Annotated in this window: 19 protein-coding genes; 7 read left to right on the top strand and 12 right to left on the bottom strand. The window is 54.4% G+C overall.

Translation table 11 applies throughout. The features are described 5' to 3' along the window. The first annotated feature begins 32 nt into the window (after positions 1 to 32). The 4 genes from L0666_RS03155 (at position 33) to L0666_RS03140 (ending at position 4,410) form a co-directional block, all read left to right on the top strand. Entirely contained in the window at positions 33 to 1,121 is a 1,089-nt protein-coding gene (locus tag L0666_RS03155) for a polyamine ABC transporter substrate-binding protein (RefSeq protein ID WP_235258429.1), read from the top strand. A gap of 65 nt (positions 1,122 to 1,186) precedes the next feature. Continuing rightward, entirely contained in the window at positions 1,187 to 2,335 is a 1,149-nt protein-coding gene (locus tag L0666_RS03150) for an ABC transporter ATP-binding protein (RefSeq protein WP_235258427.1), read from the top strand. Between the two features lie 411 nt (positions 2,336 to 2,746). Beyond that, a complete protein-coding gene (locus L0666_RS03145; protein WP_418887977.1) occupies positions 2,747 to 3,598 on the top strand; it encodes an ABC transporter permease subunit in 852 nt (283 codons plus the stop codon). Beyond that, complete coding sequence (locus tag L0666_RS03140; protein ID WP_235258426.1) at positions 3,595 to 4,410, top strand: ABC transporter permease; 816 nt, start codon at positions 3,595 to 3,597, stop codon at positions 4,408 to 4,410. The genes L0666_RS03145 and L0666_RS03140 overlap by 4 nt, the downstream gene beginning before the upstream one ends. On the opposite strand, the gene phoB is transcribed toward L0666_RS03140, so the two are convergent. The 11 genes from phoB to L0666_RS03085 form a co-directional block, all read right to left on the bottom strand. Beyond that, positions 4,407 to 5,090, bottom strand: a complete 684-nt coding sequence (phoB, locus tag L0666_RS03135; protein ID WP_235258424.1) for a phosphate regulon transcriptional regulator PhoB — start codon at positions 5,088 to 5,090, stop codon at positions 4,407 to 4,409. The two genes, L0666_RS03140 and phoB, sit on opposite strands and share 4 nt — an antisense overlap. Before the next feature lie 4 nt (positions 5,091 to 5,094). Then, a complete protein-coding gene (gene phoU, locus L0666_RS03130) occupies positions 5,095 to 5,799 on the bottom strand; it encodes a phosphate signaling complex protein PhoU (protein WP_235258415.1) in 705 nt (234 codons plus the stop codon). A 12-nt stretch (positions 5,800 to 5,811) separates the two neighbouring features. Next, positions 5,812 to 6,573 (bottom strand): phosphate ABC transporter ATP-binding protein PstB, encoded by a 762-nt coding sequence (pstB, locus tag L0666_RS03125; RefSeq protein ID WP_235258406.1) that lies wholly within the window; start codon positions 6,571 to 6,573, stop codon positions 5,812 to 5,814. 22 nt (positions 6,574 to 6,595) lie between these two features. After that, the gene (gene pstA, locus L0666_RS03120; protein WP_235258398.1) at positions 6,596 to 7,918 is read right to left on the bottom strand and encodes a phosphate ABC transporter permease PstA; all 1,323 of its coding nucleotides are present in this window, start codon (positions 7,916 to 7,918) and stop codon (positions 6,596 to 6,598) included. After that, on the bottom strand, positions 7,918 to 9,390 hold the full coding sequence (pstC, locus tag L0666_RS03115; RefSeq protein ID WP_235258396.1) for a phosphate ABC transporter permease subunit PstC: 1,473 nt from the start codon (positions 9,388 to 9,390) through the stop codon (positions 7,918 to 7,920). Before pstC ends, pstA begins: the two co-directional genes overlap by 1 nt. Before the next feature lie 119 nt (positions 9,391 to 9,509). Then, positions 9,510 to 10,547, bottom strand: coding sequence for a PstS family phosphate ABC transporter substrate-binding protein (locus L0666_RS03110; protein WP_235258394.1), 1,038 nt, complete (start codon positions 10,545 to 10,547; stop codon positions 9,510 to 9,512). A 138-nt stretch (positions 10,548 to 10,685) separates the two neighbouring features. Beyond that, positions 10,686 to 11,729, bottom strand: coding sequence for a sensor histidine kinase (locus L0666_RS03105; RefSeq protein WP_235258392.1), 1,044 nt, complete (start codon positions 11,727 to 11,729; stop codon positions 10,686 to 10,688). A gap of 9 nt (positions 11,730 to 11,738) precedes the next feature. Continuing rightward, a complete protein-coding gene (locus tag L0666_RS03100) occupies positions 11,739 to 12,938 on the bottom strand; it encodes a trans-sulfuration enzyme family protein (protein ID WP_235258384.1) in 1,200 nt (399 codons plus the stop codon). Further along, positions 12,931 to 13,455 (bottom strand): gamma carbonic anhydrase family protein, encoded by a 525-nt coding sequence (locus L0666_RS03095; RefSeq protein ID WP_235258375.1) that lies wholly within the window; start codon positions 13,453 to 13,455, stop codon positions 12,931 to 12,933. Before L0666_RS03095 ends, L0666_RS03100 begins: the two co-directional genes overlap by 8 nt. A gap of 12 nt (positions 13,456 to 13,467) precedes the next feature. Continuing rightward, a complete protein-coding gene (gene gmk / locus L0666_RS03090; protein ID WP_235258373.1) occupies positions 13,468 to 14,118 on the bottom strand; it encodes a guanylate kinase in 651 nt (216 codons plus the stop codon). 4 nt (positions 14,119 to 14,122) lie between these two features. After that, the gene (locus L0666_RS03085) at positions 14,123 to 15,010 is read right to left on the bottom strand and encodes a YicC/YloC family endoribonuclease (RefSeq protein ID WP_235258371.1); all 888 of its coding nucleotides are present in this window, start codon (positions 15,008 to 15,010) and stop codon (positions 14,123 to 14,125) included. 282 nt (positions 15,011 to 15,292) lie between these two features. On the opposite strand from L0666_RS03085, the gene L0666_RS03080 reads away from it, so the two are divergent. Further along, positions 15,293 to 15,928 carry a PAS domain-containing protein gene (locus L0666_RS03080; RefSeq protein WP_235258369.1) on the top strand — a complete coding sequence of 212 codons (636 nt, stop codon included), beginning with the start codon at positions 15,293 to 15,295 and terminating at the stop codon, positions 15,926 to 15,928. Positions 15,929 to 15,935: 7 nt separating this feature from the next. Here the strand turns inward: L0666_RS03080 and L0666_RS03075 are convergent, their stop codons facing one another. Continuing rightward, positions 15,936 to 17,306 (bottom strand): class II 3-deoxy-7-phosphoheptulonate synthase, encoded by a 1,371-nt coding sequence (locus L0666_RS03075; RefSeq protein ID WP_235258367.1) that lies wholly within the window; start codon positions 17,304 to 17,306, stop codon positions 15,936 to 15,938. 187 nt (positions 17,307 to 17,493) lie between these two features. Here L0666_RS03075 and L0666_RS03070 point away from each other — a divergent pair, with 187 nt between their 5' ends. Together L0666_RS03070 and L0666_RS03065 are read left to right on the top strand one after the other, a co-directional pair. After that, on the top strand, positions 17,494 to 18,495 hold the full coding sequence (locus L0666_RS03070; RefSeq protein ID WP_235258365.1) for a GlxA family transcriptional regulator: 1,002 nt from the start codon (positions 17,494 to 17,496) through the stop codon (positions 18,493 to 18,495). A gap of 32 nt (positions 18,496 to 18,527) precedes the next feature. Further along, on the top strand, positions 18,528 to 18,956 hold the full coding sequence (locus tag L0666_RS03065; protein ID WP_235258363.1) for a hypothetical protein: 429 nt from the start codon (positions 18,528 to 18,530) through the stop codon (positions 18,954 to 18,956). Positions 18,957 to 18,961: the final 5 nt, after the last annotated feature.

The following is an 18,961-nucleotide window of genomic DNA, read 5'->3' as shown; positions in this document are numbered from 1 at the left end:
AAAACCCGCCACTCAAACGACAGGGAAAACTCATGAAAAACATCCAACTTATGTCCGGAATTGCGACGCTTGCCCTCGTGGCAGGAAGCGCGATGGCCGAAGAAGTACGCGTTTATAACTGGTCCGATTACATCGACGAAGAGCTGCTGACGCAGTTTGAAGAAGAAACCGGCATTGACCTGATTTACGACGTGTTTGATTCCAACGAGCTTTTGGAAACCAAGATGCTGTCCGGCAGTTCCGGCTATGACGTCGTCGTGCCTTCGGCCACATTCCTGCAACGCCAAATCTCTGCTGGCGCATTTCAGCCGCTTGATTTGGACCAATTGCCGAACCACGGAAACCTTTGGGGTGCGGTTCAAGAACGTACCGACCAGTATGATCCTGATGGGGCCTACTCTGTAAACTATATGTGGGGCACGACCGGGATCGGGTTCAACATCGGTCAAGTGACCGAGATTCTGGGTGAAGATGCACCGTTTGACAGCTGGGACCTCGTTTTTGATCCGGCGAACATGGAAAAGTTGGCTGAATGCGGCGTATATTTCCTTGATGCTCCGACCGAAATGATTCCGGCGGCGTTGAACTACATCGGCGAAGACCCTGACAGCCACGATCCAGACGTGATCGCGAAAGCCGAAGACGTCTTCGCAGCGGTTCGCCCCTATATCCAGAAATTCCACAGCTCGGAATACATCAACGCGCTGGCCAACGGTGACATCTGCGTTGCAGTAGGCTGGTCTGGCGACGTCTTCCTCGCGCAGCTGCGTGCCGCAGAAGCCGAGAACGGCCATGAGATCGATTATGCTATCCCGAGCCAAGGCGCACAGATGTGGTTTGACCAGATGGCTATTCCTGCCGATGCGCCAAACCCAGACGCCGCCCACGCGTTTATCAACTTCATGCTAGACGCCGAGAACTCGGCTGCAGCTACCAACTATGTTTGGTACGCAAGCGGCAACGAAGCTGCGCAGGAATTCATCGATCAAGAGATCCTCGATTATCCGGCTGTTTACCCTGATGCCGCGACGCTGGAAAATCTCTTCACGACCACGCCATATGATGCGCGTGTCCAGCGAGTTGTGACCCGTCTTTGGACGACGATTAAGTCTGGCCAGTAAGCACCGTCATAAGATTGTTCCCCGCGCCAACCTGCGCGGGGGATTGCCAGCAAGGGAACGTTTGAATGGCGCAGCCAAGACCTGATACAGTTTTCGCCCCATGGGACGAACCAGACGCCAAGCCGTTGATCCAGTTTAAAAATGTCACAAAACGTTTTGGCGATTTTACAGCCATCGATGATTTAACCCTCGACATCTACGCCCAAGAATTTTTCGCTCTTCTCGGCCCATCGGGCTGCGGTAAAACCACGCTGATGCGGATGCTGGGCGGATTTGAAACCCCGACGGAGGGCACAATCCTGCTGGATGGTGTCGACATTGGCCCCATCCCCCCAAACGAGCGCCCCGTGAACATGATGTTTCAATCTTATGCGCTGTTCCCGCATCTGACGGTTTGGGACAATATTGCCTTTGGCCTAAAACGCTCTGATATGCCCAAAGACCAGATCGGGGATCGCGTCGAAAAGATGCTGAAACTGACGCAGCTTGGTAAATTTGCAAAACGCAAACCGCATCAGATTTCGGGCGGACAGCGCCAGCGTGTCGCCCTCGCACGTTCTTTGGCGAAGGCCCCTAAGCTTCTTCTTTTGGATGAACCCTTGGGCGCGTTGGACAAGAAGTTGCGCAATGAAACCCAGTTTGAATTGATGGACATTCAGGAAACCACGGGCACCACATTTGTGATCGTCACACACGACCAAGAAGAAGCGATGACCGTCGCGTCGCGGGTTGCGGTCATGACCGAAGGAAAATTGGCGCAAGTCGCAACACCTGATCAGATTTACGAAGCACCGAATTCCACTTATGTTGCTGATTTTATTGGAGATGTGAACCTGATTGAAGGCACCGTCGAGGTGCAGGCCAAAGGGGCCAAACCCACTGACGTGTCTATCAAATGGTCGCCGACCGAAACGCCAATCGATGCTACAAGTGACACGCCTCCGCCAGCGGCCAGCACTGTCACATTTGCAATACGACCAGAAAAAGTCGCGATCTCGAACGAGAGACCAGAGGCGGCCAACGTGATGGAGGGCAAAATCCTCGACATCGCTTATTTGGGCAATATCTCCACCTACCACGTTGAAGTCGCACCCGGTCTGATCATCAAGGCCCAAGCGACCAACAACCGCCGGATTTCACGTCGTAACCTGACGTGGGAAGACCATGTTTACCTCAGCTGGACCGACACCGCTGGTGTTGTTTTGACGGAGTAGATCATGACAGCGCGCACGGCCTCATCTTTCTTCGTGACCATCATTCTCGCTGTTCTAGTGACGGTGGCCTATGGATGGATCGCGGGCATATTGACGTGGTGGGTTGTTCTTTTGATCGCGGCCTCTTTGGTGGCTGCACTTTACTTACTCCCACACCGTTTACGTCGTGAGATGGGACGCCAAACCTTGATCGCGACACCCTATTTCTGGCTATTTCTACTGTTCCTTGTGCCGTTTGGCATCGTGCTGAAAATATCGCTTTCGGATATTGCGCTGGCCATTCCACCTTACACGCCGACGTTAAAGGATGGGTTCTGGACCATGCTCGCGGGGCTAGATTTGGAAAACTACGCGTTCATCGGTGCGGGCGCGGTATTTGCGGCGTTCGTCGGGCTTGTCGCGTTGATCGGGATGTTTCGTGTCGTTTATCCACGCGCCAGACGCGCCATGATGGGCGATGCACGCTCGGGTCTTTTTGACAGTGCCGCAGGTGCGCTGACGGCGCTTGCTGTCGCGGTGGTCAATGTGGCGTTGCTTGTGGCGGTGCTCAGTTTCTTGTTCCCTGCCCTTGCCGGCTTTGTTGATATTCCTGATTTCTTGTATTTCGCGGCGTATCTGTCGTCGCTCAAGATTGCGGTAATCTCGACCTTCCTCACGTTGCTGATCGGTTACCCAATTGCCTATGCGATGGCGCGCTCTGCTGAACACTGGCGCCCGACGCTATTGATGTTGGTGATCCTGCCCTTTTGGACGTCGTTCCTGATCCGCGTTTATGCATGGATCGGCATTCTCAGCAAAGAAGGTTACCTCAATCAGATGCTGATGAGTGCTGGTATCATTGGCGAACCTCTCACGATCCTAAACACCAACATCGCCGTCTATATCGGCATCGTGTATACCTATCTGCCGTTCATGGTGCTGCCGATTTATGCCGCGCTAGAAAAGATGGATGACAGTCTGATCGAAGCCGCAGAAGACTTGGGCTGCTCGGCGCTGTCTGCCTTTTGGCTCGTCACGGCGCCTCTTTCGAAACCTGGTATCATTGCGGGGTGTTTCCTCGTCTTCATCCCTGTTCTGGGTGAATTCGTTATTCCATCCCTGCTGGGCGGATCCAATACCGTGATGATTGGTAAAGTTCTGTGGGAAGAATTCTTTAACAACCGCGACTGGCCAGTAGCGAGTGCGGTGGCCGTCATCCTGCTGTTGATCCTGATCATCCCCATCGTTCTGTTCCAGCGCAACCAACAGGAGGCAGATCAATGAGAAAGTTCTCTTGGTTCAACGCTACGGCTCTCACGTTTGGTTTTGCGTTCCTCTACCTGCCGATGCTGATCCTGATCATCTATTCGTTCAATGAAAGTCGGCTGGTTACAGTTTGGGCGGGTTTTTCGACGAAATGGTATGGGGAATTGTTGCAGAACGAACAGTTCCTTGATGCCGCTTGGGTAACGATAAAAGTGGCATTCTGGTCATCCACCTGTGCCACGATTTTGGGCACGATGGCCGCTTATATCATGGTCCGTTCTGGCCCATTTCGTGGACGGGGTCTGTTCTCTGGTATGATTTACGCGCCGCTGGTGATGCCCGAAGTCATCACAGGTCTGTCGCTGTTACTGTTCTTTATCGCAATTGGTTTGGATCGTGGTGTGGTCACGATCGTTTTGGCACACACCACTTTTGCGATGTGTTTTGTCAGTGTCGTCGTGACGTCCCGTTTGGTGAGCTTTGATCGATCCTTAGAAGAAGCAGCGCTCGATCTAGGCTGCACGCCGTTTGATGCATTTCGCAGTGTGACATTGCCAATAATTATGCCTGCAGTCGTGTCTGGCTGGCTCTTGGCTTTTACGCTGTCGTTGGACGATCTGGTTATCGCGTCATTCACATCAGGCCCGTCATCAACCACCCTGCCGATCCGTATCTTCTCTGCAGTTCGTCTTGGTGTGACACCCGAGATCAATGCGCTTTCGACGATCATGATCGCGCTGGTAACGATTGGGGTGATCACGGCCTCGCTCATCTCACGGGCAACATCCATCAAGGCACGCGCGGATGAACGCGCGGCCGAACAATCCTAGCCGAGCGCGTAGCCCGCGCCGCGGACTGTCCGCAGTGGATCTTGGCCACCTGTTGACGTCAAAACCTTGCGCAGCCGTCCGATGTGCACGTCTACGGTGCGGGTGTCGACGTAGATGTCACGGCCCCACACACGATCCAACAACAGCTCACGGCTCCAGACTCGGCCTGGCTTTTCCATGAACGTAGTCAGTAAGCGAAACTCGGTCGGCCCGAGTTTCAAATCCATATCACCGCGGGTCACTCGGTGGGTTTCGCTGTCCAAAGTGATGTCTTCGTAGGTCAGCATTTGGCCCACGGATGATGGGCGGACTCGGCGCAATTGCGTGCGGACCCGAGCCATCAGTTCTGCAACGGCATAGGGCTTGGTAACGTAATCATCCGCGCCTGTTTCAAGACCGCGCACCTTGTCTACTTCTTCAGAACGGGCCGACAGCATAATCACTGGAATGGACTGCGTGTCTTTGTTGACTTTTAACTGGCGGCATACCTCGATGCCGGACACCAAAGGGATCATCCAATCCAGCACAATGACATCGGGTACATCCTCTGGGACCATCTGCAGCCCCTGTTCACCATCACTGGCGGAACTGACACGGTAACCTTCGGCTTCAAGGTTATAGCGCAAGACTTCGCGCTGTGCCGGTTCATCCTCAATGATCAAAATATGAGGTTGGGTCATGGTCTTAAACGTCCGACTGGATCGCGGTGCTCGACAGCTTGGGGCGCTCATCATCTGGCATTTCACCAGTGACCATATAGATCACTTGCTCGGCCATATTCGTTACAAGGTCGCCCATCCGTTCAACGTTCTTGGCGACGAAGTGCAGGTGCATACAACCGGTGATGTTGCGCGGGTCTTCCATCATGAAGGTCAGGAATTCACGGAACAGCGCGTTATACATCTGATCCACCTCGAGGTCCCGCTGGCGCACGGTTTCGGCCAGATCGACGTCACGGCGCACATAGGCATCCAGCACGTCCTTAAGCATGGATTGGACTTCCTTACTCATACGGCGCAGGGCGGCGTCAGTGCCACTGAGCGGGGACATATCTGCGATAATCGGTGTCCGCTTGGCCATGTTCTTGGCGTAGTCGCCGACACGTTCGAGCGATCCTGCAAGTTTGAGAACCGACAACAACGTCCGCAAATCCTTGGAGACAGGTGCGCGCAAGGCAATGGTGCGCGCTGCGTCTTCATTAACTTGTTCTTCAAGGGCATCGATGACTTTATCGGCCTTACGAACCACATCTGCGCGGGCCACATCGCGCTGTTCCAGCGCTTGAGCGGCTTCCAGAATGGCGTGTTCCACAAGTCCACCCATCTTCATGATCTGGGATTGAATGTTCTCGAGGTCGCGGTCGAAAGCGGATGAAATATGCTCGTTCATAGCGTTTGCTCCTTACCCGATCCGGCCGGAAATATAGCTTTCCGTGCGTGAATCTTCTGGGTTGGTGAAAATCTTATCTGTTTCGCCGTACTCGACCAGATTGCCGAGGTGGAAGAAGGCTGTCTTCTGGCTCACACGGGCGGCCTGCTGCATGGAGTGGGTCACGATCACAACGCTGAAAGATTGGCGTAGCTCATCGATGAGTTCTTCAACCTGCGCCGTGGCAATCGGGTCCAGCGCAGAACAGGGTTCATCCATCAACAACACTTCTGGTGCTGTCGCGATGGCGCGAGCGATACACAGTCGCTGCTGTTGCCCGCCAGACAGGCCCGTACCAGGCGCGTTCAGGCGATCCTTGGCTTCGTCCCAAATCGCGGCCTTGCGTAGGGATTTTTCGACGATCTCATCCAGTTCGGCCTTGTTGCGGGCCAATCCGTGAATTTTCGGACCATAGGCCACGTTGTCGTAGATCGATTTCGGGAACGGGTTCGGCTTTTGGAACACCATGCCCACCTTAGCGCGCAGTTGCACCGGGTCGACTGCGGGGTCGTAGATGTCTTCCCCGTCGATCAGGATGTCGCCTTCGACGCGGCAGATGTCGATCGTGTCATTCATGCGGTTCAGCGTACGAAGGAACGTGGATTTGCCACACCCTGACGGGCCGATAAACGCCGTTACAGTCTTGTCTTCGATATCGACATTTACGTCTTTGATTGCGTGATTGTCGCCATAGTAGACTTGGACGCCCTTGGCGGAGATTTTGTAGTCGGTCATTAGGCTCGTATCCTTCATCTGCTTACCACCGGCGCTCGAATTTTTTGCGCAGGAAGATGGCCAGCGCGTTCATCAAAAGGAGGAAGATCAACAATATGATGATACCGCCCCATGCTTTTTCGTAAAACCCAACATCAGCTCGTGCGGCCCATGTGTAAATCTGTGCTGGCATGGCCGAGTTCGGGTCCATAAAGCCGCTGACGACACCATCAGGATATTCGCGAGCAACAAAGCCCACCATCCCGATCAGCAGCAGCGGCGCTGTTTCGCCCAAGGCTTGGGCCAATCCAATGATCGTACCCGTTAGGATACCCGGCATCGCTAAAGGCAGCACATGATGGAACACCGACTGCATCTTAGACGCGCCAATCCCAAGGGCTGCATCACGGATGGATGGCGGCACGGATTTCAAAGACGCGCGGGTGGAAATAATGATCGTCGGCAATGTCATAAGGGTCAGGACCAGCCCCCCCACCAAAGGGGCGGATTGCGGCAAATGCGCGAACTGGATGAACACTGACAGGCCCAGAATACCGAACACAATTGACGGCACCGCAGCAAGGTTTGAGATGTTTACCTCAACCAGATCGGTCAGTCGGTTCTTAGGTGCGAATTCTTCGAGGTAGATAGATGCTGCGACACCAATTGGCAGACTAAGGAACAAGACCACCAGCATCATAAAGAATGACCCGATCGCAGATGCGCCGATCCCAGCCCCGCCCGGGTTGTCCACTCCGGAATCCGTGCCTGTTACAAAGGCCCAGTTGAACCGAGATGTGAGAACACCCGCATCGCGCAGCGCGTCCACAATATCGAGGTCAGATCCCATCAAGAACCGGCTGTCGACAATCGTGTCTCGGTTTACGCGGCCCTTAAAGTAGCCCTCAACACGGGATGATGTTTGCAGTTGGAACGTGACGGGTTGGCCAATGTCATCAAGGTTTTCACGGTAATAGGACCGGATGTCGCCGCCGACTTTACCAAGAAGGCGCTCAATCGCGTCGCCATCATAAGGGACTTCAACACCACGCTCTTCTAGGTTGGCTTCAAAGTTTCCGATAAAGATGTCCGTGTAGGCGGCCGTTTTCAGCATCTGGCTTTCGGCGGCGTCGAATTCGTCTTGGGTCAATGTGACTTCAAGTTCAACAACATACTGCGTGAAGGCCGGAAGGCCCGCTTTCAGAATGTTGTAGGTTAGGGCGAGTAGAAACAGGCCGCCAATCGCGATGGCAACGATCCCGTAGGCGCGAAAGCGTTTTTCAGCCGCATTGCGCTTTTTGGTGCGGGCATCCGCGACCTTCAAAGATCGATGTGTCGCGGGTTCTGTGGAAGAAAGATCAGTCATTAGTCGTACTGCTCCCGATATTTACGAACGATATAAAGCGCGAAGACGTTCAGGCAGAGGGTGATCACGAACAGCGTCATCCCCAGCGCGAAAGCCACCATCGTTTCAGGGCTGTTAAATTCACCGTCACCTGTCAGTTGGCTGACGATTTTGGCGGTCACGGTTGTCATGGCTTCGAATGGGCTGAGCGATAGGCTCGCTGCGGCCCCTGCCCCAAGCACCACGATCATGGTCTCACCGATGGCGCGGGACGCGGCCAAAAGGATCGCACCGACGATCCCCGGTAGCGCAGCTGGCATGATGACCTGGCGGATCGTTTCGCTTTGCGTGGCGCCTAAGCCGTAAGACCCGTCGCGCATCGCCTGTGGCACCGCGTTGATAATGTCATCTGACAATGAAGATACGAAGGGGATCAACATGATGCCCATGACCAAACCAGCCGTCATCGCGGCCGTACCACCAGACATCCAGTCCACGCCAAAGAATCCTCCTTGCCCGAAGGCGCTGACCAACAGCGGCCCGACCGTGAGCAACGCAAACAGACCGTAAACGATGGTCGGAATACCCGCGAGGATTTCAAGCATGGGTTTGGCAATCGAACGCACGCGAGGCGACGCATACTCAGACAGATAAATTGCAGAAAACAACCCCAGCGGCACAGCCACGATCAGGGAAATGACCGAGATGAACATCGTGCCCCAAATCAGTGGCAAAAAGCCCAGTTCAGACGACCCGCCACGACCAGAGAAGCTCGGCTCCCAGCGGGTGCCAAAGAAGAAGTCAGCAGCGGGATAGGCCTGCAAGAAGTTGATAGTGTTAAAGATCAGGCTTAGCACAATGCCAATGGTCGTCAGGACCGCGACAGATGCCGCTGCGATCAGCAGCACGAGAACACCACGTTCTACAATGTTGCGGGCACGGAAATCTTTGGTAATGCGGCTAAGCGCAAAGGCAAAGCCCGCCAGCGCAATTGCCAGCACGACAAACCCGCGCGCCCAGCTGCCGGTGTTCGATAGACCGCGATAGCGCTGAGCTGCGTTGAGTGTTTCTGCGGTGACGTCAGACCCGATCGCAACACCGATGTCGCCCAGAAGGTCGCGAACATCGGTCGTATCAGCGTCCATGTTGGCTGCGGCATCGGCGGTCAGCGCACCTTGAGCGATGGCAGTATCAAGCCCTTCCGCGACACGGCGCACATCGGCCATTGCCAAGGACTGCGCGCGGCCTTCTTCCAAATCCAAAAGTCCGGATACGGATTGATCAATCAACAAAGGTTGCGCAATCGCCCAAATCGCGAGAACCAGCATGGATGGCACAAGAACCGTCAGCGCAACGTTCTGGCCGTAGTAGCCCTTAAGTGAGTGAAGGATACGTTGATCCCCGTCCGCCGAAGATACGGCGCGGCGCACACCAAGCACGTAGCCAATGGCTGCTAAAGCGATGACAATGCTGACGATAAAGATCAATGACATATTATGTGCCCCCCGGCACGGCTTGTGCCCGCTTTCGGGCACGCAGACAATGGTCTGTCTTTCGGTTATTCAGGTGGTTGGGTGGCCCAAATCATTGGGCCACCCATGTTTCGTATCGCTTACTGGATTTCCAGTGTTTCTTCCGCTTCAACAGCCGCTTGTGTCGCAGCCAATTCTGGATCGGACACCAGACCATACTGAGCGAGCGGACCGTCAGGGCCTGCAACTTCATTCGCGATGAAGAACTGAGCGAATTCTTTAACACCAGGGATAACGCCGATGTGCGCTTGCTTGATGAAGAAGAACAATGGGCGGGAAACTGGATAGTCGCCTGCAGCGATTGTTTCAGTTGTTGGTTCTACGCCGGACATTGTCGCAACCTGCAACGTGTCCGTGTTGTTTTCGTAGAACGCCAGACCAAAAACACCAACCCCGTTCGGGTTCGCTTGGATGCGGGCGAGTGTTTCTGTGTAGTCACCATCGATGTCGACTGTGATGCCGTTGCCGCGGACTTCGATGCAGGCGTCTTCTGCGTCGTCTTCGGACATGCCAGTCGCGATCATCGCGTCAAATGCGCCAGTTTCTTCACAGCCAACCATCAGCACCTTGTCTTCGAACACTTCACGTGTGCCGTGTTTCGTGCCTGGGATGAAAGCAACGATGTCTTCTGCAGGCAGGTCAGCATTGAAGTCAGCCCACTGTGTGTGCGGGTTCGCAACAACTTCGCCGTCAACCAGAACAGTCGCGCCAAGTGCGTTGAAGATGTCAGCTGGCTCGAATGCTGAATAATCAGGGCCGTCGATTTGTGATGCAAAAACGATGCCGTCATAACCGATGCGCACTTCGATGATGTCTGTCACGCCGTTCTCAAGGCAGAGATCGATGTCGGACTGGCGGATTGGGCGGGAAGAGTTTGCGATGTCGATTGTGTTTTCGCCAACGCCTTCACAGAAACGCTTAAGACCAGCAGAAGAACCGCCAGATTCAACAACCGGTGTTGGGAAATCAAAGTTGTCGCCGAATGCTTCTGCGACGATGGACGCATATGGCAGAACTGTAGACGAACCAGCGATCTGGACGTTGTCACGTGCTGCAGCGGATGTAGCGGAGACGGCTGCGACGGCCAATGTAGAGGCAGTCAGTTTGAGAAAGGACATGTGTCACTCCTAGTGATTTTAGATGTCGCCCCACGCGTGTCGCGGGACTTACAGGGCGATGACTACTGGCGCTGCAAAACGCTTTTGTGACACTTATGTAAAAGTAATATGACAGTCGCTTTGTGTCGGGTTTTGCACTTAAGATCTGGATCCAATCGTCTTGAAAAGAACAGCAAATTCAGACCCTTGACCCAATGTGCTGGTGATACGTAATCGGGCTCTGTGACGGGTGACAATATGTTTGCAGATGGCCAAACCCAGCCCGGTTCCGCCTTTATCGCGCCCGCGATGAGAATCGACTCGGTAAAACCGTTCCGTCAAACGCGCAATGTTATGGGGAGGAATGCCCTCTCCTTGGTCGATGACGCTTAATGAGGCGGTCTGTTCGGTGGGCGTTGTGAGTTGAACAGTCACAGTACGATTTTCGCCACCGTATTTGATGGCGTTCTCAACGAGGTTGCGCAGAACCTGTGCCAGCTGATCCCAATCTCCAAGAACTTCGACGTCTTGATCCGGAACATCAACAACCAGCTCAACGTTCTGTGGGGCTGCGACTGGCTCCAATCCTGCGACGATGTCTTTGGCCAATTGGTTCAAGACAACTTTCGTCGTCGGCCTGATCCGCTCAAGGTCTTCAACACGGCTCAGGGACAGCAAATCTTCAACCAGCCTATGCATTCGGCCGGCTTCTTGTTCCATAATCGCAAGGAACCGATCTTGTGCTGCAGGGTCATCTTTCGCGGGGCCGCGTAGGGTTTCGATGAACCCAACCAGCGATGTCAAAGGGGTGCGGAGTTCATGGCTGACGTTCGCGACGAACTCGCGGCGCTTTTCATCGGCATCCGACTGAGCGGTTGTATCCGTAAAGCTCATCAGTGCCGAAAAACCACCAAACCCACCGTCATGCTCAAGGCTCAGTGGCGTTACAGACACATCCCAAAGCGTGTCACGTGCGCCGTCATTGCTGGTGTAACGGACCACAGGACTGCCAATGCCCGATAGGCAGATTTCGACGGCTTCCAGAATCGCCGGCTGGCGTAACGCTGTTACGTATGACCAGCCTGTCGCATCCGTGCCGAGCAAGCTCAGCGCGGGACTGTTTGCACAGGCCACCCTCCCGTCGGGCCCAACCAAGATAACTGGGTTGGGAAGCGCTTTGACCATGGCATGGGTATCAATCATGCCGCGCGCCTAGGCCTTTTGGCTTTCGGCGATTGCCTTGGTGAATTCGGCGATCAACATATCTGGGTCTTCAAGGCCGACGGATACCCTAAAGAAGCCTTCGGAAATGCCGAGATCAGCACGCCCTTCGGGCGTAAGCGCTCGGTGAGATGAGGACGCAGGGTGACTTAGCGTGGTGCCCACATCGCCCAAGGTCGGCGCAAAAGGTAGCTCTGGCGCGGCGCGTGTCATGGCATCCGCTGCCGGACGTCCTCCTTCGATTTCAATGGATAGCATGTTGCCGGGGCGGTTCCCCAGAATTTGCAGGGCGCGATTGTGATCAGGGTGATCGTTGCGGCTCGGGTGGAACACTCGTTTGACACCTTTTACGCCCGCTAATGCCTCCGCTAAAGTTGTCGCCGTAGCCTCTGCGCGGTCATATCGGATTTCGAATGTTTGCAGACCACGTTCCGCCAACCAACAATCAAACGGGCTGGCCGTCATGCCGAACGTCGTGTTGGCGATGTAAATCGCTTCGTTCAGGGCTGGGTCTTTGGCGACGGCATACCCCAGAGTTGCATCAGCATGCCCCGCCAGCAGTTTTGTCACCGAATGCACCACAATATCTGCGCCATGATCAAACGGGCGATACCCGCGCGGCGTGGTAAAGGTGTTGTCGACCATCAATAGGATGCCACGTTCATTGGCGATTTTTGCAATGCCTTCCATATCGGCAATACGAATTGTCGGGTTCGATACGACTTCAACAATCATCATGCGGGTATTTGGTTGGATCGCGGCCTCAAACGACGCTGCATCCGTTGGGTCCGCCAATGTTGTTTCAATGCCAAAACGCGGCAGGTCTTGAGTCATCAACCGCAAGGTGCGCCCATAAAGCTGGTCCGCTCCGATTACGTGATCGCCCGCCTTTAGCAAACCGAACAGCACCGTAGACACCGCGGCCATGCCTGACCCGTTGACGATACCGCCCTCAACCCCTTCGAGCATGTCGATCCCTTCGAGCATGTCGATCTTTTGCGCCAGAACGGTCGCGTTTGGGTGGCCTTCACGGGCATAGGTATATCCAGTGCCTTCGGCGTATTGCTTGTCCAAAGCGGTCGGATCTGGAGAAGAATACACAACACTTGGCTGCAGCGGCGTAGCCACAGGCCTTGAAACAGAACTCGGCCACTCAGGGCGCCGTGCGAGGGATTTTGGAGTTTCAGTCATTTGGGATTTCCTTCAAGCCTGCGCGATACCGCGCTGCGTTTTCTTGATAATGAAGAGCGGATGCGGTGAGCCGTTGTATGGCTGGCGCGTCAAGTTCACGCACAATTTTGCCAATTCCCATCACCAAAGACCCGTCAGGAATGACTTTGCCTTCGGTAATCAACGCCCCTGCCCCGATTAGACAGTTTTTGCCGATAACAGCGCCGTTCAACACAGTCGCGCCCATCCCGATCAATGAATTGTCGCCGATGGTGCAGCCATGAAGCATCGCCTTATGGCCAATCGTGCAATTGGTGCCGATGACCATGGGAAAACCCATGTCCGTATGAAGGACACTGTTTTCTTGAATGTTGCTGCCCGCACCAACAGTGATCCGTTCATTATCGCCCCGCAGGGTTGCGCCAAACCAGATGGACGCCAGATCAAGAACTTCAACATCGCCGATCACATGACAGCCCGGCGCGACCCACGCACTTGTATGTACATCCGGCCCGTGGCCGTCCAATTCATAAAGCATTGTTGCCTCCGTTTACCGGCCTTTGCTCAGCCCGTCTGTAAATTCGTCATGCAGTGCACGCACATGATCCGCCAAATCCGGTTGTTGATCGCGGCGCTGACGTTCGCCTTCGACGATTGTGCGCAGGCGCGCTTCGGTGGCATCCAAATCATCGTTGACCAAAACATAGTCATAAGACCGCCAGTGGCTGATTTCGTCCCAGCTTTGGGTCATGCGTTTGTCGATAGTTTCTTTATCGTCTTGCCCGCGTGATTCTAGACGGCGGCGCAATTCCGCGATTGAGGGCGGCAGGAAGAACACGCTTAGAACGTGTTGGCCCAATGACGAGTCCTTGATCTGTTCGGCGCCCTGCCAATCCACATCAAACAAAACGTCATTGCCCGCATCAATGGATGCTTTAACAGGCCCTTTTGGCGATCCGTAAAAGTTCCCGAAAACATGGGCGTGTTCTAGCATTTCGCCATCTGCGACAAGTTCGCGGAATTGTTCTTCGGTTCGGAAGTGATAATCCTTTCCGTCCTCTTCCCCGTCGCGAGGGTTTCGCGTGGTCGCGGACACAGAAAATTCAATCGTAGGATCCCACGCGCGTAACCGTTTGGAGTGGGTGGATTTTCCTGCGCCAGATGGCGATGAAAGGATGATTAGTAGGCCACGCCGCGTCATGCTGTTACTCCACGTTTTGAACTTGTTCACGCAGTTGATCGATCACAGCCTTAAGCGCAAGACCGATCTGGGTCACTGCAACATCTTGCGCCTTTGAACACAATGTATTGGCTTCGCGATTGAATTCCTGCGTAAGAAAATCGAGCTTGCGCCCACATGGCCCGCCTGTGGCCAGCAGGTCGCGCGCGGCCTTCACATGCGCACCAAGACGGTCGATTTCTTCGGTGATGTCGGATTTCACGGCGATCAATGCCAGTTCTTGGGCCACACGATCAGGGTCTGCGCCCGTGGCGTCTTCCATGATGCGGCCAAGCGCCTTGGCCATCTGCGTCTTAACCCCGTCGCTGCGGGATTTCGTGGCATCAACCGCTTGAGCCGTGAGCGTTTCAATCTGATCAACTTGTGCGGTTATGACCGACAACAAAGACCTCCCTTCAACCTCGCGCATGTCGATCATAGCGCTTAAGGCGGTTTCAAAATCTGCCCATATCGGTTCAGCTAGATCGACGTTTACATCCGTCTGGGCCGCCACAAGAACCCCGCGATGCGCCAAGACATCCGCCGCGGTTGGCTGGCCCAATGTGACCCCTTTATCAAAGGCACGGTCTTGGATTGCATCTAATGCTTCAAGGATAAGATCAAGACGTGCAGGATCAATCTGTAAGGCCCCGTCTGCTTGTTCGCGGGCCAATCGAAGCCCGATCGTGACGTTTCCACGGGTTGCTGATTTTGTCACGGCTGCGCGAACTTTGGCTTCGAGCCCATCGATTCCATCTGGCACACGTACTTTGATATCAAGCCCACGGCCATTCACGCTTCGGACATCCCACGTCCAAGTTGCGCTATCGGCGTGTCCTTGCTGAGTGGCAAATGCAGTCATGGATCGGATCACAGCTGTCCCCTTTTCGGTATGTCCTTGCACCTAAAGGTAAAGTTCACACATGGGCAAGCGTTGCGCGGTTCTGAGCACTGAAAAAATAAGCGAAATCCGTTAACCGGTTAACCCGTTAATACTTTGTTTAGGGTAATTGAAACGCAAATGTAGGATGTTGAACCGGTAAGGCAGATCAATCCGCGCCACAGTAAGTACAGCAAAGGGAGACGCTTCGTGAGAGGTTTCATCGAAAAACATAACAGACATTCAGTGACCGCTGATGACGCAAAGGATGTCTTGATGACCAATCCGACAGAGTTGAATGAACTCGAAGCCTATTGGTCTTCACTGCCGCGGCGCAATGGCGTCCCATTGCGCAGGGACGTGGATCCTGCGGCGATGAGCGGTCTATTGGAGAACAGTTTTATTCTTGAACGGGTGGCCTCTGGTGTTGCGCGCATCCGTGTTGCGGGGCGCAATGTTGGCAGGTTGATCGGTGTTGAACCGCGTGGTTTGCCGATTACGACTGCTTTTGTTCCGCAATCGCGCGCTGCTATGGGGCGCCATTTGGAAACAGTGTTCACCTCGCCCGGTTTGGTGGAATTGACGTTAGAAGCGCCACGCGCTGTGGGTCAGCCTCTTTTGACGGGCAAAATACTGATGTTGCCGTTACGTGACGATCATGGGCGCGTCAGCCGCGCCTTGGGCGTTCTGGTCATGAGCGGCATTCGCGGCATTGGCGGACGGCGATTTTCGATATGCGAGGATGTTGAACCTCGGTTTGTGCCCGCCCATGGATTGCGAGAGGTCGTGTCAAACCCGTCCCTCCCCAAAACACCCCTGCGCTCAGGTCTTCTCCCCCAAAGGGGCGTCATGGCGCAAAGAGAAAAGGCGGGGGACATCCCTGCCCTCCGCCTTGTTGTTTCTAATCCGTAGACTGATCTTACGCTGACTGCGCGGCCTTCACCTTGTTGCGTCGCGCGGACAGCTCTTCGGCGACTAGGAACGCCAGTTCGAGAGACTGGGACGCGTTCAGGCGTGGATCACATGCTGTGTGATAGCGCGCTGACAGATCTTCATCCGTGACCGCACGAACACCACCGGTGCATTCTGTTACGTCTGCTCCAGTCATTTCAAAGTGAACGCCACCTGGGATCGTGCCTTCGGCGTTATGAACGCCAAAGAATTCACGAACTTCGCGAAGAACGGATTCGAATGGACGAGTCTTGTAGCCAGACGACGACTTAATCGTGTTGCCGTGCATCGGGTCACAGGTCCAAACTACCTTGGCGCCTTCTTCTTCGACAGCTTTGATAAGGCGTGGCAGGTGTTCGCCTACTGTGCCCGCTCCGAAACGTGCGATCAGCGTCAAACGGCCAGCTTCATTCTCTGGGTTCAACTTAGCCATCAACGCTTTAAGGTGGCCAGACGTCATAGTCGGGCCGCACTTCAGGCCAATTGGGTTCTGAACGCCGCTACAGAATTCAACATGAGCACCGTCAGGTTGACGTGTACGATCACCGATCCAGATCATGTGGCCAGAACCCGCTAGCCATTTACCAGACGTGGAATCAAGACGCGTCAACGCCTCTTCGTATTCCAGCAACAGCGCCTCGTGAGAGGTGTAGAAATCAACTGTCTTCAGCTCGTGGTTTTGATCAGACGTAAGACCAGCGGCTTCCATGAAGTCCAGCGTGTCCGAAATTCGCTCAGCGATAGCGCGGTACTTTTCGGCTTCTGGAGCGCCGGTAAAGCCCAGCGTCCAGCCGTGTACCTGATGCACATCCGCATACCCACCCGTTGAAAACGCGCGCAATAAGTTCAGCGTGCCCGCAGCCTGTGTGTAGGCCTGCAGCATCTTTTCAGGGTTCGGGATTCGGGCTTCTGGCGTAAAGTCCAACTCGTTGATGATGTCACCGCGGTAGCTTGGCAGTTCTACACCATCAATCGTTTCGGTGTCTGCACTGCGTGGCTTGGCGAATTGCCCGGCCATGCGGCCAACTTTTACGACAGGCACTTTGGCGCCGTATGTCAACACCATTGCCATCTGCAACATCACTTTGAATGTGTCGCGGATCGGGTCCGCCTGAAACGCCGCAAAGCTTTCGGCGCAATCGCCGCCTTGTAACAGAAATGCATCCCCACGGGACACATCTGCCAATTCGGCGCGAAGACGGCGTGCCTCGCCTGCAAAAACCAACGGTGGATAGCTCGCCAACTTTTCCTCAACAGCGGCGAGTGCCGCAGCGTCGGTATAGTCGGGCATCTGAACCCGGGGCTTGTTGCGCCAGTCAGATTTTTTCCAGTCCGTCATGTTCTTGCTCCGCAAGTTATTAAGTTTCTATTGGCTCGTTAGCGATACCAGCCCCGCTTATAACGAAGCTGTGGATAAGGTCCAATGACAAAAAGCGACAGCTTTGGACGATTTCGTGATTCAATTTACTTGATCCCCCAAGCGAAAGGTGGTGAGCATTCTTATCTGAATAGAATTGGCAGCCCTTATGCAGCGTCACAATATCATTGATGTGGAAACAACACGCGGCGCGCCGCACCGGTTCGTGTTTGTTCTGTTGGATCAGTTTACGCTGTTGTCTTTTGCGGCAGCGATAGATTGTTTGCGTTTGGCAAACCAGATGTCGGGCCAAGAGCTTTATAGCTGGCGCCTTGTTGGCGAAGGTGGCGACACCGTCAGTTGTTCTACAGGCACGGTATTCAAGCTTGATGATGATCTGAACGAACTTCACCGCGATGACACGGTGATGATATGTGGCGGACGTGACGTCCAAACTGCGACAACCAAGAAACTGTTAAACTGGCTGCGCCGCGAAGCACGGCGTGGTTTGGTTATTGGCGGTTTGTGTACGGCGGCCTATACGCTTGCCAAGGCCGGGTTGTTGGACGGCAAACGGGCCACGATCCATTGGGAAAACCACGACAGTTTCACGGAAGAATTCCTTGAGGTTGAATTGACCAAATCTGTATTTGTGAAGGACGGCACCCGCCTTACGACGGCGGGCGGGACATCCTCTATTGATTTGTTTTTGCAGATCATTGCGGATCAATATGGCGAAGAGCTGGCCAATGCTGTGGCGGATCAGCAGATCTATTCGGCCATTCGCACCGACCAAGACACCCAGCGTTTGTCGATCCCGACCCGGATTGGTGTGCGCCACCCCAAACTCAGCCGTGTTATTCAAGCGATGGAACTCAACATCGAAGAACCCATCAGCCCCAGTATTCTTGCCAAAGACGTGGGCATGTCGACGCGCCAGCTTGAACGCTTGTTTCGTCGCTATCTGAACCGCTCCCCCAAGCGGTACTATATGGAACTGCGCTTGCAAAAAGCCCGTAACCTGTTGATGCAAACGGACATGTCAGTGATCAACGTGGCCTTGGCGTGTGGTTTTGCCTCGCCGAGCCATTTCTCCAAGTGTTACCGCGCACACTACGATACAACACCCTATCGCGAACGAGGTGCCCATGCGGCACGTTTGTCTATATAAGTACCTGTAAGCCGTCGATTAACGAGGACCCAATGACCAAACGCCACACAATGCTTCCGATCGTAATGGTCATAGTGATTGCCCTACTTGCATTGATTGCAATTCTAACAGGTGGTCCAAAGGACCTTGGAGTAGTGGGAAACCCCGCCTACCCGCATCATATCTGCACCTTTGACAGCTATTGCGCAGGCAGTGAATGCAACAGGGACGACGTCTCTTTCGTTGTTTATCTCGAATACGAAGACGGCAACCCGCGCCTTGAGATGCCCGGCGCAAGCACAATCACTGCGATGGAACGGTTCGACAACCGCCTGGAGTTTGAAACCTCTGGCGGGGAAATCTCGGGCACACTTGTGCTGTTGCGCAACCGAAAATTTGATTTCATCGGATCGGCGGTGGGTGACGAAGGGATTGTCGAACACTTCGCCACCGGATCATGCATGCGGCTACATGAGCCGTAAACACT

This window comes from Octadecabacter algicola, from assembly GCF_021532625.1.
Classification (GTDB): domain Bacteria; phylum Pseudomonadota; class Alphaproteobacteria; order Rhodobacterales; family Rhodobacteraceae; genus Octadecabacter; species Octadecabacter algicola.
The sequence above is the reverse complement of the archived record's forward strand: the minus strand, read 5'-3'. Positions and strand labels throughout refer to the sequence as shown.